At 30.0% G+C, this 23,309-nt stretch carries 19 protein-coding genes; 2 read left to right on the forward strand and 17 right to left on the reverse strand.

Features of this window, described 5'->3' with window-relative positions:
• Nucleotides 1-13: 13 nt before the first annotated feature.
• Nucleotides 14-1,276 carry a tyrosine-type recombinase/integrase gene (locus T410_RS14540; protein ID WP_035673082.1) on the reverse strand — a complete coding sequence of 421 codons (1,263 nt, stop codon included), beginning with the start codon at nt 1,274-1,276 and terminating at the stop codon, nt 14-16.
• Between the two features lie 956 nt (nt 1,277-2,232).
• Between T410_RS14540 and T410_RS14545 the strand changes: the two genes are divergently transcribed.
• Nucleotides 2,233-2,982: a polysaccharide biosynthesis/export family protein gene (locus tag T410_RS14545; RefSeq protein ID WP_035673085.1), complete on the forward strand. Its 750-nt coding sequence runs from the start codon at nt 2,233-2,235 to the stop codon at nt 2,980-2,982.
• A 9-nt stretch (nt 2,983-2,991) separates the two neighbouring features.
• A complete protein-coding gene (locus T410_RS14550) occupies nt 2,992-5,364 on the forward strand; it encodes an exopolysaccharide transport family protein (RefSeq protein WP_152556964.1) in 2,373 nt (790 codons plus the stop codon).
• 186 nt (nt 5,365-5,550) lie between these two features.
• Here T410_RS14550 and T410_RS14555 read toward each other — a convergent pair whose 3' ends face one another.
• From T410_RS14555 to T410_RS14630, 16 genes are all read right to left on the reverse strand, one after another.
• Nucleotides 5,551-6,228 carry an acetyltransferase gene (locus T410_RS14555; RefSeq protein WP_051929444.1) on the reverse strand — a complete coding sequence of 226 codons (678 nt, stop codon included), beginning with the start codon at nt 6,226-6,228 and terminating at the stop codon, nt 5,551-5,553.
• Nucleotides 6,218-6,820, reverse strand: a complete 603-nt coding sequence (locus T410_RS14560; protein ID WP_035673091.1) for a sugar transferase — start codon at nt 6,818-6,820, stop codon at nt 6,218-6,220. The genes T410_RS14555 and T410_RS14560 overlap by 11 nt, the downstream gene beginning before the upstream one ends.
• The gene (locus tag T410_RS14565; protein ID WP_035673093.1) at nt 6,813-7,994 is read right to left on the reverse strand and encodes a glycosyltransferase family 4 protein; all 1,182 of its coding nucleotides are present in this window, start codon (nt 7,992-7,994) and stop codon (nt 6,813-6,815) included. The genes T410_RS14560 and T410_RS14565 overlap by 8 nt, the downstream gene beginning before the upstream one ends.
• A gap of 239 nt (nt 7,995-8,233) precedes the next feature.
• Complete coding sequence (locus tag T410_RS14570) at nt 8,234-9,379, reverse strand: hypothetical protein (RefSeq protein WP_035673096.1); 1,146 nt, start codon at nt 9,377-9,379, stop codon at nt 8,234-8,236.
• A 3-nt stretch (nt 9,380-9,382) separates the two neighbouring features.
• Complete coding sequence (locus tag T410_RS14575) at nt 9,383-10,429, reverse strand: acyltransferase (RefSeq protein ID WP_081897855.1); 1,047 nt, start codon at nt 10,427-10,429, stop codon at nt 9,383-9,385.
• Entirely contained in the window at nt 10,422-11,477 is a 1,056-nt protein-coding gene (locus T410_RS14580; RefSeq protein WP_035673103.1) for a glycosyltransferase family 4 protein, read from the reverse strand. Before T410_RS14580 ends, T410_RS14575 begins: the two co-directional genes overlap by 8 nt.
• On the reverse strand, nt 11,474-12,664 hold the full coding sequence (locus T410_RS14585; protein WP_051929445.1) for a hypothetical protein: 1,191 nt from the start codon (nt 12,662-12,664) through the stop codon (nt 11,474-11,476). The genes T410_RS14580 and T410_RS14585 overlap by 4 nt, the downstream gene beginning before the upstream one ends.
• A complete protein-coding gene (locus T410_RS14590; RefSeq protein WP_035673105.1) occupies nt 12,661-13,773 on the reverse strand; it encodes an acyltransferase in 1,113 nt (370 codons plus the stop codon). Before T410_RS14590 ends, T410_RS14585 begins: the two co-directional genes overlap by 4 nt.
• A gap of 10 nt (nt 13,774-13,783) precedes the next feature.
• Nucleotides 13,784-14,914, reverse strand: coding sequence for a glycosyltransferase (locus T410_RS14595; RefSeq protein ID WP_035673107.1), 1,131 nt, complete (start codon nt 14,912-14,914; stop codon nt 13,784-13,786).
• Nucleotides 14,911-15,975 carry a glycosyltransferase family 4 protein gene (locus tag T410_RS14600; protein ID WP_035673110.1) on the reverse strand — a complete coding sequence of 355 codons (1,065 nt, stop codon included), beginning with the start codon at nt 15,973-15,975 and terminating at the stop codon, nt 14,911-14,913. Before T410_RS14600 ends, T410_RS14595 begins: the two co-directional genes overlap by 4 nt.
• A gap of 1 nt (nt 15,976) precedes the next feature.
• Nucleotides 15,977-16,918 (reverse strand): glycosyltransferase family 2 protein, encoded by a 942-nt coding sequence (locus T410_RS16555; protein WP_051929447.1) that lies wholly within the window; start codon nt 16,916-16,918, stop codon nt 15,977-15,979.
• Between the two features lie 23 nt (nt 16,919-16,941).
• On the reverse strand, nt 16,942-17,589 hold the full coding sequence (locus T410_RS17160; protein WP_051929448.1) for a DapH/DapD/GlmU-related protein: 648 nt from the start codon (nt 17,587-17,589) through the stop codon (nt 16,942-16,944).
• Nucleotides 17,590-17,835: 246 nt separating this feature from the next.
• Complete coding sequence (locus T410_RS14615; protein ID WP_035673112.1) at nt 17,836-18,882, reverse strand: acyltransferase; 1,047 nt, start codon at nt 18,880-18,882, stop codon at nt 17,836-17,838.
• 31 nt (nt 18,883-18,913) lie between these two features.
• Nucleotides 18,914-20,119: a glycosyltransferase gene (locus T410_RS14620; protein WP_035673115.1), complete on the reverse strand. Its 1,206-nt coding sequence runs from the start codon at nt 20,117-20,119 to the stop codon at nt 18,914-18,916.
• Nucleotides 20,094-21,548, reverse strand: a complete 1,455-nt coding sequence (locus T410_RS14625) for a lipopolysaccharide biosynthesis protein (RefSeq protein WP_035673117.1) — start codon at nt 21,546-21,548, stop codon at nt 20,094-20,096. Before T410_RS14625 ends, T410_RS14620 begins: the two co-directional genes overlap by 26 nt.
• A 365-nt stretch (nt 21,549-21,913) precedes the next feature.
• A complete protein-coding gene (locus T410_RS14630; RefSeq protein WP_081897856.1) occupies nt 21,914-23,149 on the reverse strand; it encodes a DegT/DnrJ/EryC1/StrS aminotransferase family protein in 1,236 nt (411 codons plus the stop codon).
• Nucleotides 23,150-23,309: the final 160 nt, after the last annotated feature.

The following is a 23,309-nucleotide window of genomic DNA, read 5'->3' on the forward strand; positions in this document are numbered from 1 at the left end:
TTTTAATTATTAATTAATTCCAAGAAATTTTCTTCAATGGAATTTCAATATTAAAAACCTCGTCCATTGCTTCTTTCTTTTCAGGTTCGCTAATTTGATAATATTGATTAAGTGTTTTCATATCATTATGTCCTGTTATAGATGCAATCAATTTATCACTTTTACCTTGCCTTTTCATCATTGTTATAAATGTTCTACGAGCAGTATGAGTACTTATTCTATCGTAAAAGAACATATCTTCTTTTATGTTCTCCTTACCTTTGGTAGTCACTTTCTGAACCTTATGATTATATTCTAATTCCTGAAAAACATCTTTTATGTATTGATTCTGTTTTTGATTTGCGATTAAAGGAAGCTCGTAATCATATTTTAACAAAATATATCTTGAAAGACTAGTTAAAGGAATTTCTCTAGCTTCTTTTGTTTCATCTTTATCTTCTTTTAGAATAATAAAATTGTCAGTTACATTAGTTTTAGTAATTAAAGAAAGTTCTCCGAATCTCATACCCGTCACACATGCAAATACAAAAACATCTCTCACTCTTTCAAGTTTACTACTTTCGAATTGGTGCTGCATTAATTTATTTAAATCCTCAATTGTTAATGCAATTTGATTCGTTATTACTCTCTCAACTTTCTTAAATTCAAGAAAAGCATCATTATAAGTATAATTTTTCTTTCTTGCCCAAAACATAAATATTTTAAAAAGACCTAAATTTCTAGAATAGGTATTATTGATATGCTTCAAATCGTCCATGCAGTAAGCAGTGAATTCTCGATGAAAAAAATCATTAATATTACTAAACGTAAATTTATACTTTTTAGCAATTTCAAATTTTTTAAGAATATTCTTTATGTTATCATACCTTTTGATAGTAGCTTCTGACCATTCTTTTCCCTTCTTCTTTTCTGACATGAATTCATCATAAGCTTCAAAGAAAATGTTCTTTCCTCCTGCCACTTTTTTAAACTCTAAATCAAATGCTTTTTTCAAAATTTTAGAAGTAAATGGTTCGTTGATTCTTTTGTATAAACTTTCTGTTTCAAGAAATAAATCAGAATAACGATTTAACTGTTTCTTTATACTTTCTGAAAATTTTGATTTATTTTTACCATTGGTAAAGACAAATCTATTTTCAAAATCCCAGTTCTTTGGAATTATTTTTTCTCCGGCTGAATAAACAAATTTTTTGTTCTCTTCTTTGAAATAACAGGAAAATAAAATCAATGTTTCATTTTCGGATTTTGGTTCTTTTAAGTTAAATGTGTATTTCATTCAGTTGACAATTTAGTTGACAATTTTGCTTTATTAGGTTATAAAAACAGCATAATAACAAATATAACAAATCCAATCAAAATAGGCTCTAACGCCTCATTATTAGTTGTCAACACATAATTCCAGTATAGAAAACGCAATAGCCGGCGACTCCACTAATTCATTTTCAATTGAAACCAAAAGCCTGTAAATCTTAGGATTTATAGGCTTTTTCGTTTTTATTAATTTCAAAAATTATCATTAAACCATAATCATTGAATACAGTGAAGTTTGGTCCAACAGAAAAAAGGCATTCTGCTTTAAATTATGGTACTATTGATGAATTTAACAATCAAATTAATTACAAAAATGTAGCTTACTAAATGTGCCGTTTTTGTTTGCATATCCACTTCTCAATGAGAGTTCAAATTCCTACTATAACTAATGGTAACTTCTGATGTAATTGGAATATCGAAAAACTAGATCGGAATTACCGAGCTGCCTTCATAACAATTCAATGCTTTTCCAAGTATTCTAACAATGTTTTGCAATCAACCACCTATAATAATTTTAATACTGTAGGATATGTTTCTTAATTATATTATTTCAAAAAATATCTTCAAATAATATTAACCTAAATTTAATCTTGACAGTTTAAAATTAACGATAACTTTTAATTAAAAACAAATAAAGATTGATATTTGCTGTAAAATAATTTACACAACATAAAGATTATAAATTAAAATTATTTTGACTTATTGAAACAAGTAACCAAAGCTAAGACACTAATATTCAAAAATTTAAATCATTACATCAATTTATTAAGAACATTGCAATATTTTGGGTTTGATTAAATATAAAAAAAATGTTTACCATGTTTTATTTACGACATTAAACTAACAAGATTATTTTTATAAAACAATAACCGTTAAATTTCCATTAGAATCAAAGTAATTTCCAAAGACAATTTTATTAAAATGACTAAAACACAAAAAAAAATCCTATCACTCCTTTTAGGGTTTTTAATTATTACCTCCTGCTCTTCAAAAAAAGATTTGATATATTTTAGTGATATCAATTTAAATGCACAAGACAAAACAGTTTTTTCTGAAGGAAAAATTCAAGTAAATGATATTTTAAACATCGTTATATCTTCAAGTTCTCCAGATTTAGCTTCTATGTACAATATAAACCAGCCCACATCTTCCTCTTTTAATGGTTATTTAGTAACATCCGAAGGTACTATCACACTCCCCATTTTAGGAAAAATAAAAGTTCAAGAATTAACCTTGCTAGAATTAGAAAATCTATTGGTAAAAAAATTAATTGAGGGAAATCATCTTGCTAATCCAATAGTTACCGTAAGATTAACAAATGCAAAATTTACAATACTAGGAGAAGTAAACAATCCTGGCACCTATACTTTTAACGAACAAAACATTAGCATTCTTCAAGCTTTAGGTTATGCCGGTGATTTAACTATTCATGGCAAAAGACAAGACGTATTAATAATTAGAGAAGAAAACAATAAAAAAATCTACATGAGTATCGACTTAACATCCAAAAAATGGTTTGATTCTCCTTTTTATTACATCAAACCAAATGATGTGATTTATGTAAATCCAAATGGTGCAAAAGTAAAATCTGCAGGCTATATAGGTAGCATAACAGGTTTATTGGGATTAATTTCTATTGCATTTTCTACCATTTTAGTACTAACAAAATAACTAATAGCATTGGAAAGCAGAAAGAATAATTTCAATATTAAACAAGAAATTTTAAAATACCTATCCTATTGGAAATGGATAGTTTTGTCAGTAGTTTTGACAATGACAGCTTCATTTTTTTATCTGAGATATGCCAATGATGTCTATCAAACAAGTGCTAAAATTAAAATTCTAGACAATACGAATACCGCATTTAAATTACCTAGCGATAATGTTTCTATTTTTGGAAACACTGAAACTAGTAAAGGAAATGAAATCGTAATTATGAAATCTTCCCGAATTATAGGTGCAGTTGTAGACAGTTTGAATCTGACTACTGAAATCTATGGTGTAGGCAGAATAAAATCAGTTGAATTATGGAAAAATGCTCCGTTTAGAGTCATTTGGGCTAAAGAAAAAGATTCATTATCAAACCAGCAAACCTCTTTTCAAATTGTATTGACAAAAAAAGGATACAAACTTAATGGAAATAATAAAGAATATAAATTTGGCGAAACAAATTTTAACACTGCCGTTCCGTGTAAAATAATAATTAAAAAAACTGCCTTTTTAAATAAAGTTGCCGGAAGTGCCTATCAGATAAATTTAAAACCAAGAAAAAATGTTGTCCAATCAATCTCAAATAGTATTACTATCGATTATGTTGTAAAACAAAGTGACATTTTAAGTCTTACCTTAAACGGTTTCAATCAAGAAAAAATCAATGATATCATCAATACATTGATTGAAGTTTTTAACCAAGATGGTATCCAAGACAGGCAACTTGTTTCTAAAAAAACAATCGAATTTGTTGACGACAGGTTTAAATTCCTTTTTAATGAATTAGATGTTATTGAAACTTCAAAAGCCAATTTCAAAAAAGACAAAGAATTGAGTTTTGTTGAAGCCGATGCCAGTGTTTTAATGCAAAATAATTATGAATCTAAATCAAAATTAGAAACAGCTAATACTCAAATAGCATTAGCTGAGCTCATGACCAATGCGCTTAATACCAGTAAAGGGCTTGAATTATTACCCTCAAATATCGGAATTGATAATGGCGAAGTAAATGGATTAGTTGCTAATTACAATGAAGAAATTCTAAAACGTAATAAATTAATGCTATCTGGTGGAGGAGAATCTAATCCGATGGTTAAAGAAACTGCAACCCTAGCTTTACAAATAAAAAACAATATAAAAGCGTCTATTATTGGGTATAAACGAGTATTAGAATTTAACCGAAATGAATTAAATAAAATTAATAATTTAGATAGAGAAAAATACAGCAAAGTACCCTATAATGAAAAAGGAGTGCGATCTATAGAAAGACAGCAATCCATAAAAGAGTCGCTATATATTTTATTATTGCAAAAAAGAGAAGAGGCCGCTATCAATTTAGCCATAACAAATCCTTCTATAAAAGTAGTCGATTATGCTATTTTTTCAGCTGCTCCAATCTATCCCGAACGAAAAGTGATTTTTATTACTGCGCTACTTTTAGGGATTTTACTACCTATCGGAGTTCTCTATTTTTATTATTTATTCGATAATAAAATAAATAACAAAGAAGATCTAGAAGCATTACTACCAGATGTTCCGGTTATAGCCGAAATCCCTTTTATTGAAACAGATAGTAAGATGATTCAATTTTTAGACCGGTCCATATTATCGGAATCTTTTAGAATCCTTCGTAATAACATCAATTATATTACACCTATAACAAATCGAGGCTCCATTATATTTGTTACTTCAACCATAAAAGGCGAAGGAAAGACATTTGTTTCTTTAAATTTAGCAATTACTCTTTCAACACTTGGTAAAAAAGTAATTTTAGTAGGTGCCGATTTAAGAAATCCACAACTACATCGAAAATTAAACATAGAAAGACCCGATTTAAAAGGAGTTACTAACTACCTATATGATGTAAATGTAAAAATTGATGACGTAAAAGCAGAGCATTTTAATGACTCTAATTTGAATTTTGACATTATTTTTTCGGGTATTATCCCACCAAATCCTGCAGAATTATTATCTAATGGTAGATTTGAATTATTATTGAATGAAATAAAAAATGATTATGATTATATTATTGTTGATACTGCTCCAACTTTATTGGTTGCCGATACAACACTAATTACACACCTAGCCGATACCGTGCTTTATGTTACACGGGCAAATTTTACCGAAAAAAAATTACTCAAATTTATTTCTAATTTAAAAAACCTAAATTCGATTAAAAACATGGGAATTATTTTAAATAATGTGGGGCAAAACAAAGGATACGGATATAGTTATTCTTACAACTACGGATACGGCTATGGATATGATAATGAAACAATTAAAAAATCCGTTGGTTATAAAACAAAAAAATGGTATCAAAATCTTTTTAAGAAAAGTATCTGATGTAAGAGGATTAAATTAATATAAAAAAAAAAGGCCAAAGATTACTATACTCTTTGGCCTTTTTAGTAGTAATTTTTTATGAAAATACTTAACTAAAATTTTAATAAAATGACATCTTTATTTTATAATGAATAACCAAGAACCTGGTTATAAATTTTATAAAGCATCAATTTGCAATATTTTTTTTTATATTTTAATAATTTGTCTTTTAGAATTTCTTGCGTTTGGCTCTTCAATTTCATACCCGTGAGCAAACTTAATAATTTTCCCAGGATTACCAATAACGGTCGCTCCGTCAGGGATATCCTTTATAATCACAGCCCCAGCGCCAACTGTACACCATTTGCCAATTTTTATACCCGGAATTACAATAACTCCAGAACCAATGTGGGTTCCTAAACCTACGCTTACGCTTCCTGACAAAGTTACTTTTGGCGAAATATGAACAAAATCAGCTATAGTACAATTGTGTTCTATTACTGCAGCAGTATTAATAATAACATGTTTTCCTATTTTAGCATCCGAATTAATTACTGCATTTATCATAATTACAGTTCCTATATCCACAGTCGCAGAAGGGGAAACAATAGCAGTTTTATGTATGCTTGTAAAAAATTCAAAATCATTAAAACGCAAACTAATTTGCTTTCTAATCAAATTATTTCCAATAGCAATAACCAAAGCCTTGTTTAGTGTTGGTTTTACCATTTTTAAAGAATTAATAATAGGTATCGAATCTAAATTATCATTTTTTGGTTCATCATCGAAGATAGCTTCTATTTTAAAATTGGTACTTTGTATCAATTCCGCAACTACTTTTCCATGGCCACTAGCTCCAAAAATATATAGCTTTTTATTTTCCATTAAACGGCTCTATTGTTGCACTGTTTGCAGCATTAACATCTTCACGTTTCAATACTTTTAGCAGTGTATTATAAATAATTTTTAGATCTAGACCAAAAGATTGATTGTCAACATACCAAACATCATATTTGAATTTAGTTTTCCAATCGATTGCATTCCTTCCATTAATTTGTGCCCAACCAGTTATCCCGGGTTTCACCTCATGCCTTCTTTTCTGGAAATCCGTGTACAAATCCAAATATTCTGGCAATAGCGGTCTTGGTCCTACAATACTCATCTCCCCTTTTATTACATTTACTAATTGCGGAAGTTCGTCTAAAGAGGTCTTGCGAATCCATTTGCCTATTACCGTGAGTCTTGCTGCATCGGGCAATAAATTTCCAACGGCATCTTTTTTATCATTCATTGTTTTGAACTTAATGATAGTAAATAGTTTACCACCAATTCCGGGACGTTTTTGCAAGAAAAAAACTGTTCCGTTATTTGCAAAAAGCAAAAACAACACAACAAAACAAAATACTGGACTGAGTACTAAAAACCAAAAAAAAGCAAAACTAAAACCCAAAAAAGGTTTGATGCACTTTTTATACATACTCCTTTTTTGATTTTACTTTGCATTTCTCTACTTTCTTATATTCATTTAAAATTGCCGCCCAATTTTGTTGTTGTTCATAGCGATCCGTTATCATTTGTCTGGCATTAGATTGCAGCGAGATAAAAAAATCAGCATCATTAATCATTTTTAAAATGGCTTTTTCAATCGCTTCCCTATTTTTAACAGGAATAATAATTCCATTTTTTCCATCAATTATAATTTCGTTGCAACCATTAATATTTGTTACAATTGAAGGCAAACCCATTGCTCCGGCTTGTAGTACCACGTTAGGGAATCCTTCGCGGTAGCTGGCAAAAACTAATGCATTACTAATGGCTAAATAAGGTCTAATATCATCTTGATAACCCACAAAAAGAATGTTATCATTACACTCTATTTCTTCCTGAGTCGACATATCAAGCGGATCCAAATCCTTTTCTTGCATTCCTACCAAAAGTAATTTTACATTAGGGTTTTGTTCTGCTATTTTCTTAAAAGCAAGCACGACTTCATTTATTCCTTTATCCCCTACTAACCTGCCTACAAAAACAAAAACAAAATCTTTTTTTTCAATTCCTAGCTTTATTTTTAAAGATTGCTGTTGCAATTGAGTAACTCTTTCTGGCGAAAAATATATTGTGCTAATTCCATTTGAACTGCCATTGCCAATAATTTTTAATTTTTTTTGCTTGGTAAAATTATTAACAACAATAAAATCATAAAGTCCTTTTGAGTTTGGATAAACCATCGTTGCGCATGAATAGGTCAGTTTTTCAACTTTTTCTAAAACCTTGCGTCTAAATCCTTTTGCCTCCATTAAAGGTAAACCTGCAACAGTATGCAATCGAATAGGAACTCCTGCACATTTTGAAGCTAACATCCCAATTATTCCTGCTTTAGGTGTGTGAGAATGAACGATTAATGGTTTTTCTTTTTTTAAAAATACAAACAATTGTACTAGTGCTATTAAATCTCGAATTGGAGTGATTTTTCGAGACATTTCCAAAGGAAACGTTCGTACATTTTCTTTTTTTCCAATTTTTTCCAAATATTCTTTTTCTGATGAAACCGCTATTACCTCATAAAAAGCATTCATATAATGCAATTGACCAGTTAATAATTTATCCAAGGAAAGTGGAACAGTTGTGATTCGGATTAATTTATTTACCATTGTTTGAATGCCAATTTTGAAACTGTTTTTTCTTTAACTTAAAATGCAAAAGAAGAACTAAAAACAAGAAGGAAATCATCATTTCAAATAGATAATTAGACCAACTATTACTATCTTTTTACAAAAATAGTATCAAAATTTGAGGTAAATTTAATCCTGCAAAAACCTTTACAATAATTTAAAATTGAGAAGTGTAATGCTACTAAAAAGAGTATAAATTGTTAAGAAATAACAATGTATCAGGCGTCTGATTCTTGCGATTGACGATAAGAAAAATGCCAAAAAATAAATATTATTAAACCGGGAAGAAACATATTTCGCATTCGAATCATAATCCCTACGTTCCCTAAAGATTGAGAAAAAGCCAAAGTTCCAATAATTAAAAAATAAACCATACCTTGAATTACAAAGGGAGCTTTCTTAAACGTTTCTAACGGTTTATTTTTTAGAACCGTATAAGACAATACCAATAAAAGTAAATTCTCTAATGAAGCTAAAACTGATGGAATTCCGTTAATGTCAAAAAATAAGGGACGATACAAAAACGTAAAAACCTTTACTGGAAAAGGATAGGATGAAATATCAACTGCTGAACCTGCACTTGCTTTGCTCAATAGAGCCGCTTTGGTCTCTGAAAATTTATCAAAACTATCTAAAGATGCTTCTTCGATTCTAGCAAATTTCATTACCATAGGTAAAATAGCAATCGCAATACCAACCATTAGACCAAAAAACAAAATACGTCGGAATACCGAAATGTTTTGTCCAGAAAAGTAAGCCATTCCAAAACCCAAAAGCATAAACAAGGTAATGTGTGGTCGAATAAAATAAGCAAGCAATAACCCAAATACAATCATAGGCATTCGCTTAAAAGGTTGCATTAATCCATACGTAAAAATGGCAATACAGAAAAATAATAACGCATCCTTACCAACTGCACAACTCCAAAAATGCAAATTAGGCAAGAAAAAAAGCATCGGGAACAAATAATAACCGCTGAATTTTGGATCATTTGGAATCAACTCTACAGCCATTACATAAAAATACGTTAAGCCTATAAAACCAATCAAACTATACATCATGGTTCCTGTAAAATAGGATAAATCTAAAATGTTTGACGGATAATAATTTAATGCCAATACAAAATAAGTCCCTTGTCCTTGGGTTAATGAATATATAAAATCTTCTTCCGACATAAGTTTAGCTTCTTTCCAATATCCTACCGCATCACCTTGCACAAAAAAACAAAAATAAGCTCCGAATAAAATATGAACCAGAAATAGCTTTTTTAGCGTATTCAAATTCTCTTCCGAAAGTTTTGCTGCAAAACTTTGAATGAATAAATATCCTAGTACAAAAATAAAAGCGGTAATAAAAAAATTCATGCTTTACTTAATTAATTTAGATTTTATGATATGAATTGCCTTTTTTTCAAATAATAAATAATACCCATAACCAACAACACTCGCTAGTATTAACACCACTATCAATGCAGCTATAACACCTACAACTGAAGTTATTTTAGGGAAAAATCGAATTAAAATCATTTGCAAAGGATTGTGAATTAAATAAATTGAATACGTTGCATTACCAACCATCATTAACACAGACGTTTTATTAATTTTGACATCAACAGTACTGGTTGCTATAAAAATACTTAAAAATGCAACGAATGCAAACAACAAATTCACATCAAATGAAAACAGTTTTAAATGGTTAAATGTACAATAGAAGAAAAACATAAAGGCTATAAAAAGCAGTAAAAACAAAAGAATTCTATTTACTTGCATTTTTAGAACAACCAACTGAGCAAGAACAAAGCCTAAAATAAATTCGATATTATAGGTTGAAAACAAGATTCTAAAAAATGGACTTTTTAAAAATTGTAAGGTTGTAAATAAAGAATAATTAAAAATAATTATAGTAACAAACCATCCAATAACAAACCAATTCCATCCTTTTTTGGAAATAAAAGAAATACTAAACAACAGATAAAAACAAAGTTCAAAAGAAAGTGTCCACGCTACAGATAATGCTGGATTTCCATCAGGAAGTAAAGTTAAAGATGTGAGTACGCTAATCGCTCTGTCACTATTTGAAAAAGCTGGTAAAAACGTATAAATCAACAACATAAAAATACCTATTGGAAGATATGGGACATAAATCCGTATAAGCCTGTTTTTGCAATAGTTACTAAAAGAATTAGGCTCTTTATATTTATAAAAAGCTGAATAGGTAATTATAAACCCTGATAATACAAAAAAGAAATCTACTCCAAATTTCCCAATAGAGCCTAGATAATTAATAAAAGGAAAATCAATTTTATGATAATATTTTAGAGATCCAATACTATGATGCAAGACCACCATCAGCGCGGCCAGACCTCTAAATAGTTGCAAAACATCTAGATATTGACTTTTAGAATTCCTAATCATTAGATAAAACAGATAAGACTATAGTACAATTCGTTTGAAGGCTAAACTGGGATTCGACTTTTTTTCTGCCTATTATTCCTAATTGTTTTCTCAAGCTGCTATCTGCTATCAATAGAGTTAATTTATCGATCCACTCTTCTTCAGCACGTACCAAAAAACCGTTTATTCCCTGATCAACAACTTCTTTATTCATACCCACTGCCGAAGCTACTACAGGAACACCACAACCCATATATTGAATTAATTTGTATGCACATTTTCCTAATTCCCAAGGGGTATTTTCTAACGGCATAATGCCAATATCAAAATTGGAAATTAAAGCTACTTCCCTTTCTTGTGTCCATTTCAAGTATTTTACATTACTACCTAACGCTAGATCTTCTGTAGCGCCTACAATATGTAATTCTACATTTTGATCTTGGAGAACTTTCGAAAAAACTGTAATGTACTTTTTGACATATTTAAACGTAGATGGTGAACCTATCCAACCAATAATCACTTTAGAATTAGCATCCTTATTTTGGACTTTATATGCCTCAACATCAATTACTGTTGGTATAATTACTATTTTGTTTGCGCCGGAATCTTTGGCTCTTTCTACCAAATAACTATTTCCTGCCACTACACACCCGCTATATTTCATGACATTATTAATCTTATTTTTTAATAAAAACCAGATTAATTTATTATTGCTTAAATCATAATTATGAAAAATAGCATCATCGTAATCAACGATGTATTTTACATTTAATAGCCATAAAATTTTCTCAAAGCAACTGAAAAAATAAGGAAAAAGTTCTTTTTCAATGACAATTTTATCATATTTATAAATAGAAAACAGGGTGAAAAATCGGTACAGATAGTATTTTATAAACTTCTTTTTTGCGATTTTTTTTCCAGAATAAAGATGAATTAAATAATCCTCATCAAAAAAAGGACTAACTGTAATTGAAATACCTTTGGCTTCCAAAAAAGGAAAATATTGGTAACTTCTCAACCGACTACTTGCGCCGTTTCTGCTGTATTTTGTTAAATAAAGTACTTTCATTTTAAGGAATCTAATGCTTTGCAGTAGCTAGTGGCACTTTTTTCTATCGAAAAAAATGGAATGGAAAATTTTCGAATAATATCAAAATCAGTATCACCCAAACTTTCAATAAAAGCTACTGCATCATCGACACGAGAAGGATTTTGATGGTGGTATAAAAAACAATTCGGAATCGCATTTAGGATTTGTTCCGTGTCTCCAATTCCTTCGGACGCAATAGTGGGAATTCCCATCAACAAATATTCCCCTAGTTTAATGGGAGCTACACCTTGCATACTGAATTTAGGTTCTCTAATAGCAAATGCCACATCCGCAACCGAAAGATAGCTAGGAACTTGTGCAAAAGGAACTGTTTTTATACGAATGGAGGATTTTATTTCATGTGGAATTCTTTCATGGGCAAATGCATCATTTCCAGTGAGAATTAAAAATAGAGCTGACGGATTTTTTTCATGATAGCCTTTGAAAATAGCCATCATTTCCTCCCAACCGTATTGTGGACCTAATGAACCACAATACACAAAAACTTTGGCGTGGTTAGAAATATTTAATTCATCTCGAACTTTTTCTCTTTCAGACCAATTGGGTTTAAAAAAGTCTGGATTTCTTCCATTAAGTACGACCCAGAATTTTTTAGATATTTTAGACTCTAATGCATCCAAATGAATGTCTATAGCCTTATTCGATCTTGTTAATACCGCATCAGCATGTAACAACATTTTTAATTCTTCCGCTTTAAAAAACTGATACTGTTTACTATTTCTGGACAAACCTGAAAAATCGATTCGCTCTTCTAATGGCAATCCATCTGCATCAAATAGTACTTTGAAACTTCGATTTGGAATTCGATTGACCATTATAGCTGGCATAGTGCTTCTTGGCATTACAACACTAATTGCATTATTCTTAATGTATTTTTTTAAAAACCGAGTGCCGTTATATAATGTAAATAAGTTCCCTATAATGGCAATAGGTTTTCTCATAATGGGCATTGCAGTATACTGTATATGAAGTTCTTTGGCAGCTTTTTGTGTAATTGCAATTTTTTCGGATGTACCCCAAGTAAATTGTATGACATGAAAAACATAGTCTGATTGTAATTGTACTTGGCTCAAAATAGGCATGAATAATCCTTCCATATAACTGGTTTTAGGACCATCCCAAGTAATGAAGAGTACGTTTTTCATGAGTAATTTTCAGATTCAGATTTACTAGATGCACTTTGAACAGTAGTATAGTTATTTTTTAATTTTAAAAATTGTTTTTCGAAAAAGTAATACGATATGTGAGCCACCAAAATGATAGCAGGAATAACCAAAAGATAAATTAATAATAGTCTTACTATTTGATTTTCAATTGCGAAATAATTAAAAACAAGCGCCATTAAATAAATAACTAAAGGGTTATAAACATACATTCCGAAAGAAATTTTACCTAAATAATCAAACACTTTATTTTCTAATGAAATCAATTTATTAGTATTATTAATTTGATTAAAAATAATGATTAGCGTAAAAAAAGCAATTATCTCGTGATCAATTATGGAAGTAATATGGAATTTATTGCAGGCTACAATGACAAAAAATAGCCAAGCTATTAACTCAATTCCTTTTTTGTAAAAAATTTTCAGTTTATCACTATTTTTAAAATATAAATAAGCACCTAACCCTCCCATTACAAGACAGCCAAAACGGGTGTAATTGACAAAAACTAAAATATTATAAGGCGCATTAAAAATCCTGAGAGTCAATTTTAATAGAACGAATAGAATTGGAAATAAAATTAAAAACTTGAAAAAATTTTTACTCTTTTTTACAAGCCAAGGCCAAAAGGCATAAAATTGCTCTTCCACGCCTAATGACCAATAATGCCCAATCATAAAAGTCATTATTTTACTGCCGACACTAGTGTTTATAATTCCTACAAATGAGTTTTTAAAATTTGGAATGATAAAAAGATAGAATAAAATGGGCCATTGAATATTCGAAATACCATTTAATAAAATTACAATAAACAAATACAAATAATACATCGGCCAAATACGTAAAATCCTTCTCATATAGAATTTTTTCATATTTATTGTGCCCGTAATTTCAAATTCTTTCAGTAATAAATAAGTAATCAAAAAACCGCTGAGTGTAAAAAAAATGGTCACACCATAGCTGGCAAGATCTAACAATTGAGCTTTAGGCAAACCGTAATAATCCAATCTATTGTTTATATGTGTAACTACAACAGCCAAAGCTGCTATAGCTCTCAACCCATTTAATCCAGGTAAATAAATCCGTTCGTTCATTTAATCTAGATTATTTTATGATATTTTTATTTTCTACCAATTCTAAGTATAAATTCTCTACATCTTTAACATAACGCTCTTCAGTGTAGTTAATCATTGCTTTGTCAAAACCATTGTTTCCAAACAATACTCGCAAATCTGAATCAAGACATAAAATCTCTAACTTTTCGGCAATAGATTTGACATCAAATGTATCAACTAAAAAACCTGTTTGATTATCATTAATAATATATTGCATACCCCCAACTCTTGTTGCTACAACAGGTAATTTATGAAACATGGCTTCCGCCAAAACCAATCCAAACGCCTCATAAGCCGAAACCAAACAAAAAACATCAAAAACAGCGTAATAATCGGATATTTCATTTTGGTAACCTGCAAAAACGACATGATCTTGGATTTGAAGTTCGGTAACAAGTTGGATATAACTCACCTTTTGATGCCCATCACCCACTAAAATAAGTTTTACTTTGTGTTGTTTTTTGATAAGAATGGCAAATGCCCGTATTAAATCTGAAAATCTTTTGTGTGAATCCGAAGACATTCGACCAACAGAACCTATCACAATTTCATCTGGATTAATCTGATATTTTTCCTTTAATTTTTCTACTACAGAAGTCGATACTTTTTTAGGCACGGCAACACCATTAGTTATCAAAAGAATTTTATCAGGAGAAAGCTTCAATTTTTTTTTAAGATAATCTGTAGCAGCGGGTGATACACCAACCACTTTATCAGCACTAAAGCACAAAATTTTCATCAGTAAATTGCCTTTCCATCTTCGGTTTTGGGGATCCGAAGTTTCTTCGAGAATGATTATCGGTACGCGCTTCAAAAAACCATTTATTGCTGCCATGGTAACCCCTTCAAAAACGGCTCCATGAATGATATGAGGCTTAAAATCCTCAATGATTTTCAATACTTTTTGATGCTGTTTATAATCCAAAAAAGAATTCAAATCTCCAATGGCTACAATCTCAACACCCTGTTTACGGATTTCATCTGGAAAAGGTCCTACAACATTCGTACAAATTATTTTTAGCTCAAATTTAGATTTGTCTAATAATTTAGCCATCGACAGACGCCTGCGTTCTACGCCTCCAGACCCCATCGTGTCTATTATGTTTAAAACTCTAATCATATTTGTTTTTGATAAAGATTTTCTAGATTTTCGATGTATTTTTTAATTGTAAAACGATTTTCAACAGCCTTTTTTGCTTGTTGTGCAATCCTTTGAATTTCTGAGTAAGGAGTTGCAATAATAGTATTCAGTTGGTCAATTAGCTGTGTTTCATTCTTTGGATCAAACAACCAACCGGTTTCATTATGGGTTATAAATTCAGGAATTCCTCCAATATTTGAACACAAACAAGCCATTTCTTGTAGCATTGATTCTACTACTGCAATACCAAATCCTTCAGAAAGTGACGGAAGCACAAAAAGATGTGATTGTGAAAGGTATATTTCTGGATTTGGAACAAAACCTGTAAGAACGACTCTGTCTTGTACATTCAAAATAGTTATCAATCGCTCCAGATATTTTCTTTGGGATCCGTCACCAACCAAAATTAATTTGGCAGTACGGTTTTCTAGCTGTGAAAATGCTTTAATCAAAAGCTCTTGATTTTTTACTTTTTCAAAACGCCCCACGGTAACGATGGTAAATTCATTGGGTAGTTTTTTTGTTGTTGGAATGACATTACTTACCGGATTATAAATCACAACACCTTTTTCGGCAACAATTTCATTAGTTTCCACTAGAAAGTCTTTGACCGCTTTTGAAACACAAATAACTTTAGACGTAAATTTATAAAGGATTTTAAAAATCAATTTGGCTTTGAAAGAATGATTTGGAAACCCTATTTCTTCGCCAATAATGATTTTAACACCTGCTAATTTTGCGGCCAAAATACCATGAAAATTTGCTTCGGCTGCTGCAGTATGAACTACATCTGGTTTGACTTTTTTAAACCATTTATAGAGCATCCAAATATTTTTTAAATTAGAAATTTTAGGATTTTGATTAAAAATTACTACTTCAAATCCTTTCTTTCTAATACTATTTTCGGCATAACCTCCATTCCCGATGGCGGCAAAAATATATTCGTTTTGCAGTAATTGAAAATCTGCTTCAGCAAATGAAATATATTGCCGCTCTTGGCCTCCAAAATCGAGTAAAGTAGTCAGTCGTATTATTTTCATATTAACTAAGAATATATCGAATTACAAATTTTATATACAATCGAAACCACCTGCTTACTCTATTTGAATTCATCAATTTAGTCCCAAAATATATCGGTAAAACATACACTAAATTCAAGAGAAAGAACCGATACTCATTCTTTTTGAGGGTAGCTTTTGCTTGCAATTGGGATTCAGAATCATAATAATACAGGTATAAATTAAAGAACACATAAATACTTACAAACCGATTAAAACTCTTGTTATCACTAGATTTTAATAGATTCTTGTACAATTCATTTATTGTGCCTACCAACGTATTTTGAATAAGAACTTTGGTGTTTGTCACCTGGTTTACATCTTCATCCGAATAATAGACTAAAGTATTTTTGATATAATAAGCATTCCCTCCACTATGAACCGCTCGAATCCAAACATCAATATCTTCACCTTTTTTTAAACAAGGATTAAACCCATTGTTTTTTGTAAAAAAATCAGCAGCAATAATGGTTGAAGAGGATGAATAATAAGTATTTGTAAGTGCTGATTTAAAATAATCTTTAAATTTAAAATAATCTAAAACTCCTGAATCCGTAGCTAGAAATTCCTTGTTTCTGGAGTAATGTGTGCCAATTATTTTTATATTATTTTCGACATTTATAACTTCTTTTACTTTTTCAAGAAATTGATTATGCCAGCAATCATCAGCATCCAAGAAAGCTACAAAAGGATATTTTGCAAGTTTAATACCTGCATTTCTTGCGGCAGAAACACCTTTATTATCTTGATTTATAACGATTATTTTATTCGAATAAATAGTAGAAATAAACTGCAACCCAGCATCGGTCGAACCATCATTAACTAAAATGATTTCAAAATCCTGAAAAGTTTGATTCAAAACACTATCCAAACAGCGCTTGATGTATTTTGATTTGTTGTAATAGGGAATAACTACTGAAAACATTTATTTTTATTTACTATAATTTATTATTTCCAATTCACTTTCTCTTTGATCACTTTTGCAGGAATTCCCGCTGCTAAACAATGAGCAGGAATTGCTTTAGTAACTACTGAACCTGCAGCAATAATAGCTCCGTCCCCTATAGTTACACCTTTAAGAATTGTAACATTGGCACCAATCCAAACTTCATTTCCTATTGTAATAGGCTGCGTCATCAAGTCTTCTTGCCCAATAATTGCGTGCGTATCACTATCCCAAATAGTAACATTTTCAGAAATAGCCACTCCATATCCAATGGTAATGGAACTGTAACACCTTATTTTAGCGTATCTGTTGATATAGCCACTTCCTAAATTGAGTTTTGCATTTTTGAAAACCATAATATCACAACCACTATGAAAGAAAAAAGTATTTTGCACCGTTACTTCGGATTGTTCATACATTTCAATATTACCTACAAACGGATCTTTCTTAGTAATGTACCTGTTGAGTGCTAAATGCCCATTATTCAAATTAATTTTAGCAGATTTATGGATAGAAAAACTGCATTTCCCGAATAATAGAATGCGGCTCATATTGGTTCTAATTCCTTTGGTTTGAATGTTTATCCAAAGTGTTTTGAATTTAAATAAGTGAATATTGGCGGCATATATTTTTTGCAGTTTTTCATTCATTATGTTATTTGGTTTTTCTTTAAAATATCCAAAAAAAATCTTTTTATTTTTTAACTATTAATTATTTAGCAACTTTTTTCTTATAAGAAACCAATCTTATTTTGTTTTTACTATTTTATGAATAAAACCTATTTTTTCTCCACTTTTGTGGCTCGAATTTTTAGCAAAAGGGCTTTAAACTTTAATAAATGGATATTTTAGGGATTTATTTTTTGAAGTGAAGACATTCTCACTAATATACTTTTTTTAACCTATAATATATTTACTAAATGATAGTTTATCTAAAACTTTAGCTATAAACACTGAAATTGTCAAACAAGAGATTGTTGTTATTGGAATGCCTAAGATCGGATTAATAAATAGTCCATTCATTCCAATTTTATTGAGTATCATCAATACTAAAACATGTACAAGATAAATACCGAAACTATACTTGCTGATTAAATTACTTAAAAATGTAATTTTACTATTAGTGGCTTTCATCTGTTTAAAAAAAATAAAAATTCCAATCGAAGACATTAGGACGTTTAGTGTCAAATATCCGTATAAATCTTTAACAAAATGACCACTGTATGAAGATAAAAGATAAGTTCCATATATAGATATGAAACTGCCGCATACAAACATAAAAACGGAAATTTGATTTATATTTTTATATTCATTTAATTTTTTTAGGGACATATAATGACCTAAAACTAAATATCCAATAAAGCCTGAAAAATAGCTTAGGTTTAAATTTGGCGTATATTTTGAGATAATTGGTTGGCTAATAAATATAGAAATCACCCAAATTATCAAAAAATATAAAATTTCATTTTCAGAACAGTTTTTAGTCCATTTCGAAATTATTGGAATAAAAAGATAAATACCGATGATCATATAGATGTACCAAAGATGATATGCAGATCCATGAATAAAACTACTTAAGCAATAGTCAAAAATACTGGAAAATGTTAAATGGCCATTAGTTAAGAATTTTGAAACTAAACCATAAAGTATATAAATAGCGCTCCAAAAAAGAAAAGGAATAATTATTCTCATCAATTTTATTTTAAGAAAGTCATTTAAATCATAATCTTTTGAAAGCATTAATGAACCCGTTAACATAATGAAAACTGGAACACAAAAACGTACTGTACCATCATATATATTTCCTATCCACCAATTTAAATCTTCTTTCCCTTCAAAATTGTATAGCAAAGGACTTGAGACATGTAGAAAAACCACGCTTATTGTCGCTAAAATTTTTAAATTGTCAAGCCAAACTATACTAGTACTCTTCCTTAACTGCATAATTGTCAATTAAAATAGTTGTTTTAAAATGTCATTTGATCCCAAAATAAATGTCTTTTATTTTTTCATTTGAATTCATAATTTCATAGTTTTTTTGAGCCAAAAGAAATCCTTTTTCCCCCATTGACCTTCTCAAGTCATAGTTTTTGCAGAGTAAAACCGTTTTGGTTGCAAACTCCGAAATATCACCGGGTTTACAAACAAATCCACTTTCTCCATCAATAACCGCTTCTGGAACCCCTCCGATTTTACTTACTATTACGGGCAACTGCATAAACATTGCCTCTTGTGTACTCATCCCTTGATTTTCTTCCCTTCCTTCTCTGTCAGCTATGCCCGGGTAAATTAGAATATGACAATCTTGCATAATATTCCGAATCTCATCTGGGGATTTATAGCCCAATAATTTAACTTTATTTTCTATACCCTTTGATTTTTCTATAATTTCATATTTTAGACTCCCCTCGCCAACAATCAAAAACTCAAAATTTGAAAATCCTAATTCCAACATTTTACTGGCAATATCAGGAATCAATTGTGGGCCTTTTAATTCGATCAATCGACCGATAAATACTATTTTCAGGATTCCATTTGCGTTAATCGGTTGTTTTCTGGCAAAATGACTCCCATCTGTACCTACTGGAATTGCAATTATTTCGTCTTTTGGAAATCCTAGTTTTGCAAGCTTATTTAGTGAATATTGTGTTTGTGTAAGTATAATATCTATCCTTTTTATAAGTGTCTTGTAATATCCTTTTTTTGTACATTTTTTACTTGTAAAATCAAGTCCATGAAATTGTGTTATTAATTTACCGTTGATTACGCCTGCATCTTTAAGCTCCGCAATTAATTTTCCGTTTTGACCAAAATGTGCGTGAATAATATCAAAATTGGTGTTTTTTAATTTCCCTGCTAAAACAAATAAACTCATGTTATATGTGTTTCTTCCATATTTTAAAAGCTGAAAAAATAAACTGGGTTTTTTATATAATAAAATAAAACTTTGCTTAATTCGATTTGAAATAGTAGAAATACCAGTTTCTATTGTAGCACCTATTCCATCAATTGAAAAACAGCTATCGGGATAATTTTGACACAAAACCGTTACCTCAAATCGAGCATCTGCCGCTACCATTGACAGATGATTATAAACAAAAGTCTCCATCACTTTTGAATAGTTATTTACAAAAACCAATATTTTTATTTTAGTATTATTTTCCATATTGAAATTTGGCATTTACTACTAATTTTAATTCTTCTATTAATTTCTTTTTAAAAATAAAAATCAAACCGCAATAGACTATAATGCCAACAAAAGAAGGAATAAGCAATTTTAAAAACAACGGGATTTGAAAAACATTTAAGCCTGTATAAATGGTTTGTACAACAAAACCGGATAAAACAGAAAGTGATAAAACGGGTATTATACTAGTTATTTGATCTAAAAGAGAGGTGTTTATTTCTTTTCCACAAAAATAGGAATTCAATAAATACGAGAATATAGTGCTTACTAATTTAGTCCAAACCAATACATAAATTCCATATTTATAAAAGATTAAAATCAGGGCTACTAAAAATATCTTATTCAAAACTTCAATTTTCAGTATATAATCGCTTTTACCTTTAGCGTTTAATATGTTTATATTATAGCCATTTATAGTTGGCAAAATTCCGGCAAAACATAATATTTTTAGGTAAGGCGCGGCAAAAACCCATTTAGCAGAATAGAGAAACAACAGTAGTGGATTTGCCAAAACAGACATAAATATCAAAATAGGCGTAGTAATAAAAAGGACTAGTTGTGTAATTCTACTATATGCTTCTTTTAGTTTTTGATTGTCATTTTGGATTTTGGAAAACAAAGGCAAAGTTACTTTTGACAACGCTCCTGCGACATTCGAAATAGGCAATTGCTTTAATCCTTCGGCTTGGGTATAAAATCCAACTTCTTTAATACTAAATGTCTTTCCAATAAAAATGGGGTAAATATTTACAAAAATAGCATCAAAAACGCCTGTAATAATTAATTTATATCCAAACTGTAAATGCTTTAAAAATTTAATTTTATTAAAAACCTTTTTCGGTCTCCAATCATTGTAAAACCATAATTGAAGTGTTCCAATTCCGTTTTGAGTAATGCTGGCCCAAACCAAACTCCAAACCCCAAAATCAAAAAACGCTAATGTTATTCCCACAATACCACTAGCAATAATAGATGGGATTGCAATAAGCATTTGCGTTTTGAACTGCATATTTTTTGAAAGTATAGCGCTTTGGACGGAAGAAAATGCAGAAATAATAAACGTTAAGGCAAAGACTCGGATAATATTTATTAGCATCTCTAATTTGTAAAAATCTGCTATAAAAGGTGCTGCTACAAACGTTAAAAAATAGACAAACACACTAACACCTATATTGGTAAAAAAAACAGTAGAAAAATCCTCTTCATCCGCATCTAAAGTTCGAATCAAAGAAAGCGTTAGTCCACCATCAATCAAAACATGACCTATAGTAATAAAAATATAAATCAAGCCCATAGTTCCAAAATCCTCAGGAAGTAAGAGTCTGGCTAAAACTATAGAGATTGAAAAATTAATCAGCTGAGAACTGAATTGTTGCAAATAAGTCCAGAAAAAACCTGAAATTAATTCTTTTTTTAAAGACATTTATTTTTAGTAAATATTAAATTTATTGAGATATCAAAATATCGTTACTTATCATTATTTTCTAATTGAATTATAAAGCAAAAATTAGTGCCAGAAATATTATTTGTTTGGGATTCAAAATTCCCTTTTATATATAGCTTCGCTATTGCCAATCACATTTTATGTGCTAACTAAATTAGAAAGAGTCTTCTTCATATCTTATTTTAATATGAATACGACTCTTTTTTTGTTCCTTAAATTTCATGTGACACATAAATAAAAACATATCAATCAAGACATTAACTTCAATTTATATGTTATTTTTTTATTATATTTATACTTAATGACTAAAAAAATATTTCTTAACAATGATATTCCATTCTTAATTATGTTCTATCAATATTCAAAACATAGGTATTCTTAAAAAGCAGAGCATTCAGAAAAAATTTTACATATTTGTTACGATGACTTACTTTATTTTTTTTCAGAACAACGTTTTTAATTGGTGTAGCCACACCTGTTTTAAAAACACTATGTACAACATCCATTATTCTAGTTTTATCTTCTTCGGTAGTATTCGATCCAGAAGGCAGACAGAGGCCAATATCAAATAGACTTTGTGCAACAGTATTACCATAATAAGGATATCCCTCGTACAAAGGCTGAAGATGTAATGGTTTCCATAAAAATCTTGCCTCAATATTATCAGCCTCAAATGCCAAACGTAATATAGAGCAGTCAATTCCGTTACTTTCCTCTGGATTAATGGTAATAACTGTCAACCAATGATTAGAAAAATAATCTTTATTAGGGACATCATAAACTGTAACCCCAGGGACGTTTTCAAATAAATCTTTATAAAACTGATGCATGCTTCTTCGCAATGCAATATGTTCATCTAAAACTTCCATCTGACCACGACCAATACCAGCACATATATTACTCAACCTGTAATTATATCCTAGCTCAGAATGTTCGTAATGAATGGCATTATCTTTAGACTGAGTTGCTAAAAAAACAGCTTTTGCTTTACTATTTTCAGAAGGACATACTAGAGCTCCACCGCCTGAAGTAGTAATGATTTTATTACCATTAAAAGACAAAACACTCAAATCACCAAATGTTCCACATTTTTGGCCTTTGTAAGTACTACCTAAAGCCTCAGCAGCATCTTCAAGAATTGGTATTTGATATTTGTTAGCTATTGAGCGTATCAGTTCAATTTTATATGGATTACCATATAGGTGAACTGTAATTATAGCCTTTGGTTTTTTACCGAGTTTAATTCTATCAATAATCGCTTGTTCCAGTGCTATAGGGCAAATATTCCAAGTGTCAATTTCACTATCAATAAAAACTGGGACAGCTTTTAAATATAAAATAGGATTTGCAGAAGCTGTAAATGTCAGTGACTGACATATAACTTCATCTCCAGCTTTTACGCCTAAAAGAATTAATCCTAAATGAATGGCTGCGGTTCCAGATGATAATGAAGCTACATGAACATTGTCATTTAAATATTTTTTTAAATCATTTTCAAAAAAATCTACATTAGCCCCCATTGGTGCAATCCAATTAGAATCAAAAGCTTCTTTAACATATTTTTGCTCATTACCTCTCATGTGTGGAGAAGATAAATATATTTTTTGTTTGTATTTCAACTTGAATAAATTGTGGTATTTTAAAATCAAATTACTAATAAATTAACATTGTAAAAATATATAAATACAAGTAAAAAAATTAAATAAATAACAAACTTAATCATTTAATAACATACCGTAA

This window comes from Flavobacterium sp. 83 (genome assembly GCF_000744835.1).
Taxonomy (GTDB): Bacteria; Bacteroidota; Bacteroidia; order Flavobacteriales; family Flavobacteriaceae; genus Flavobacterium.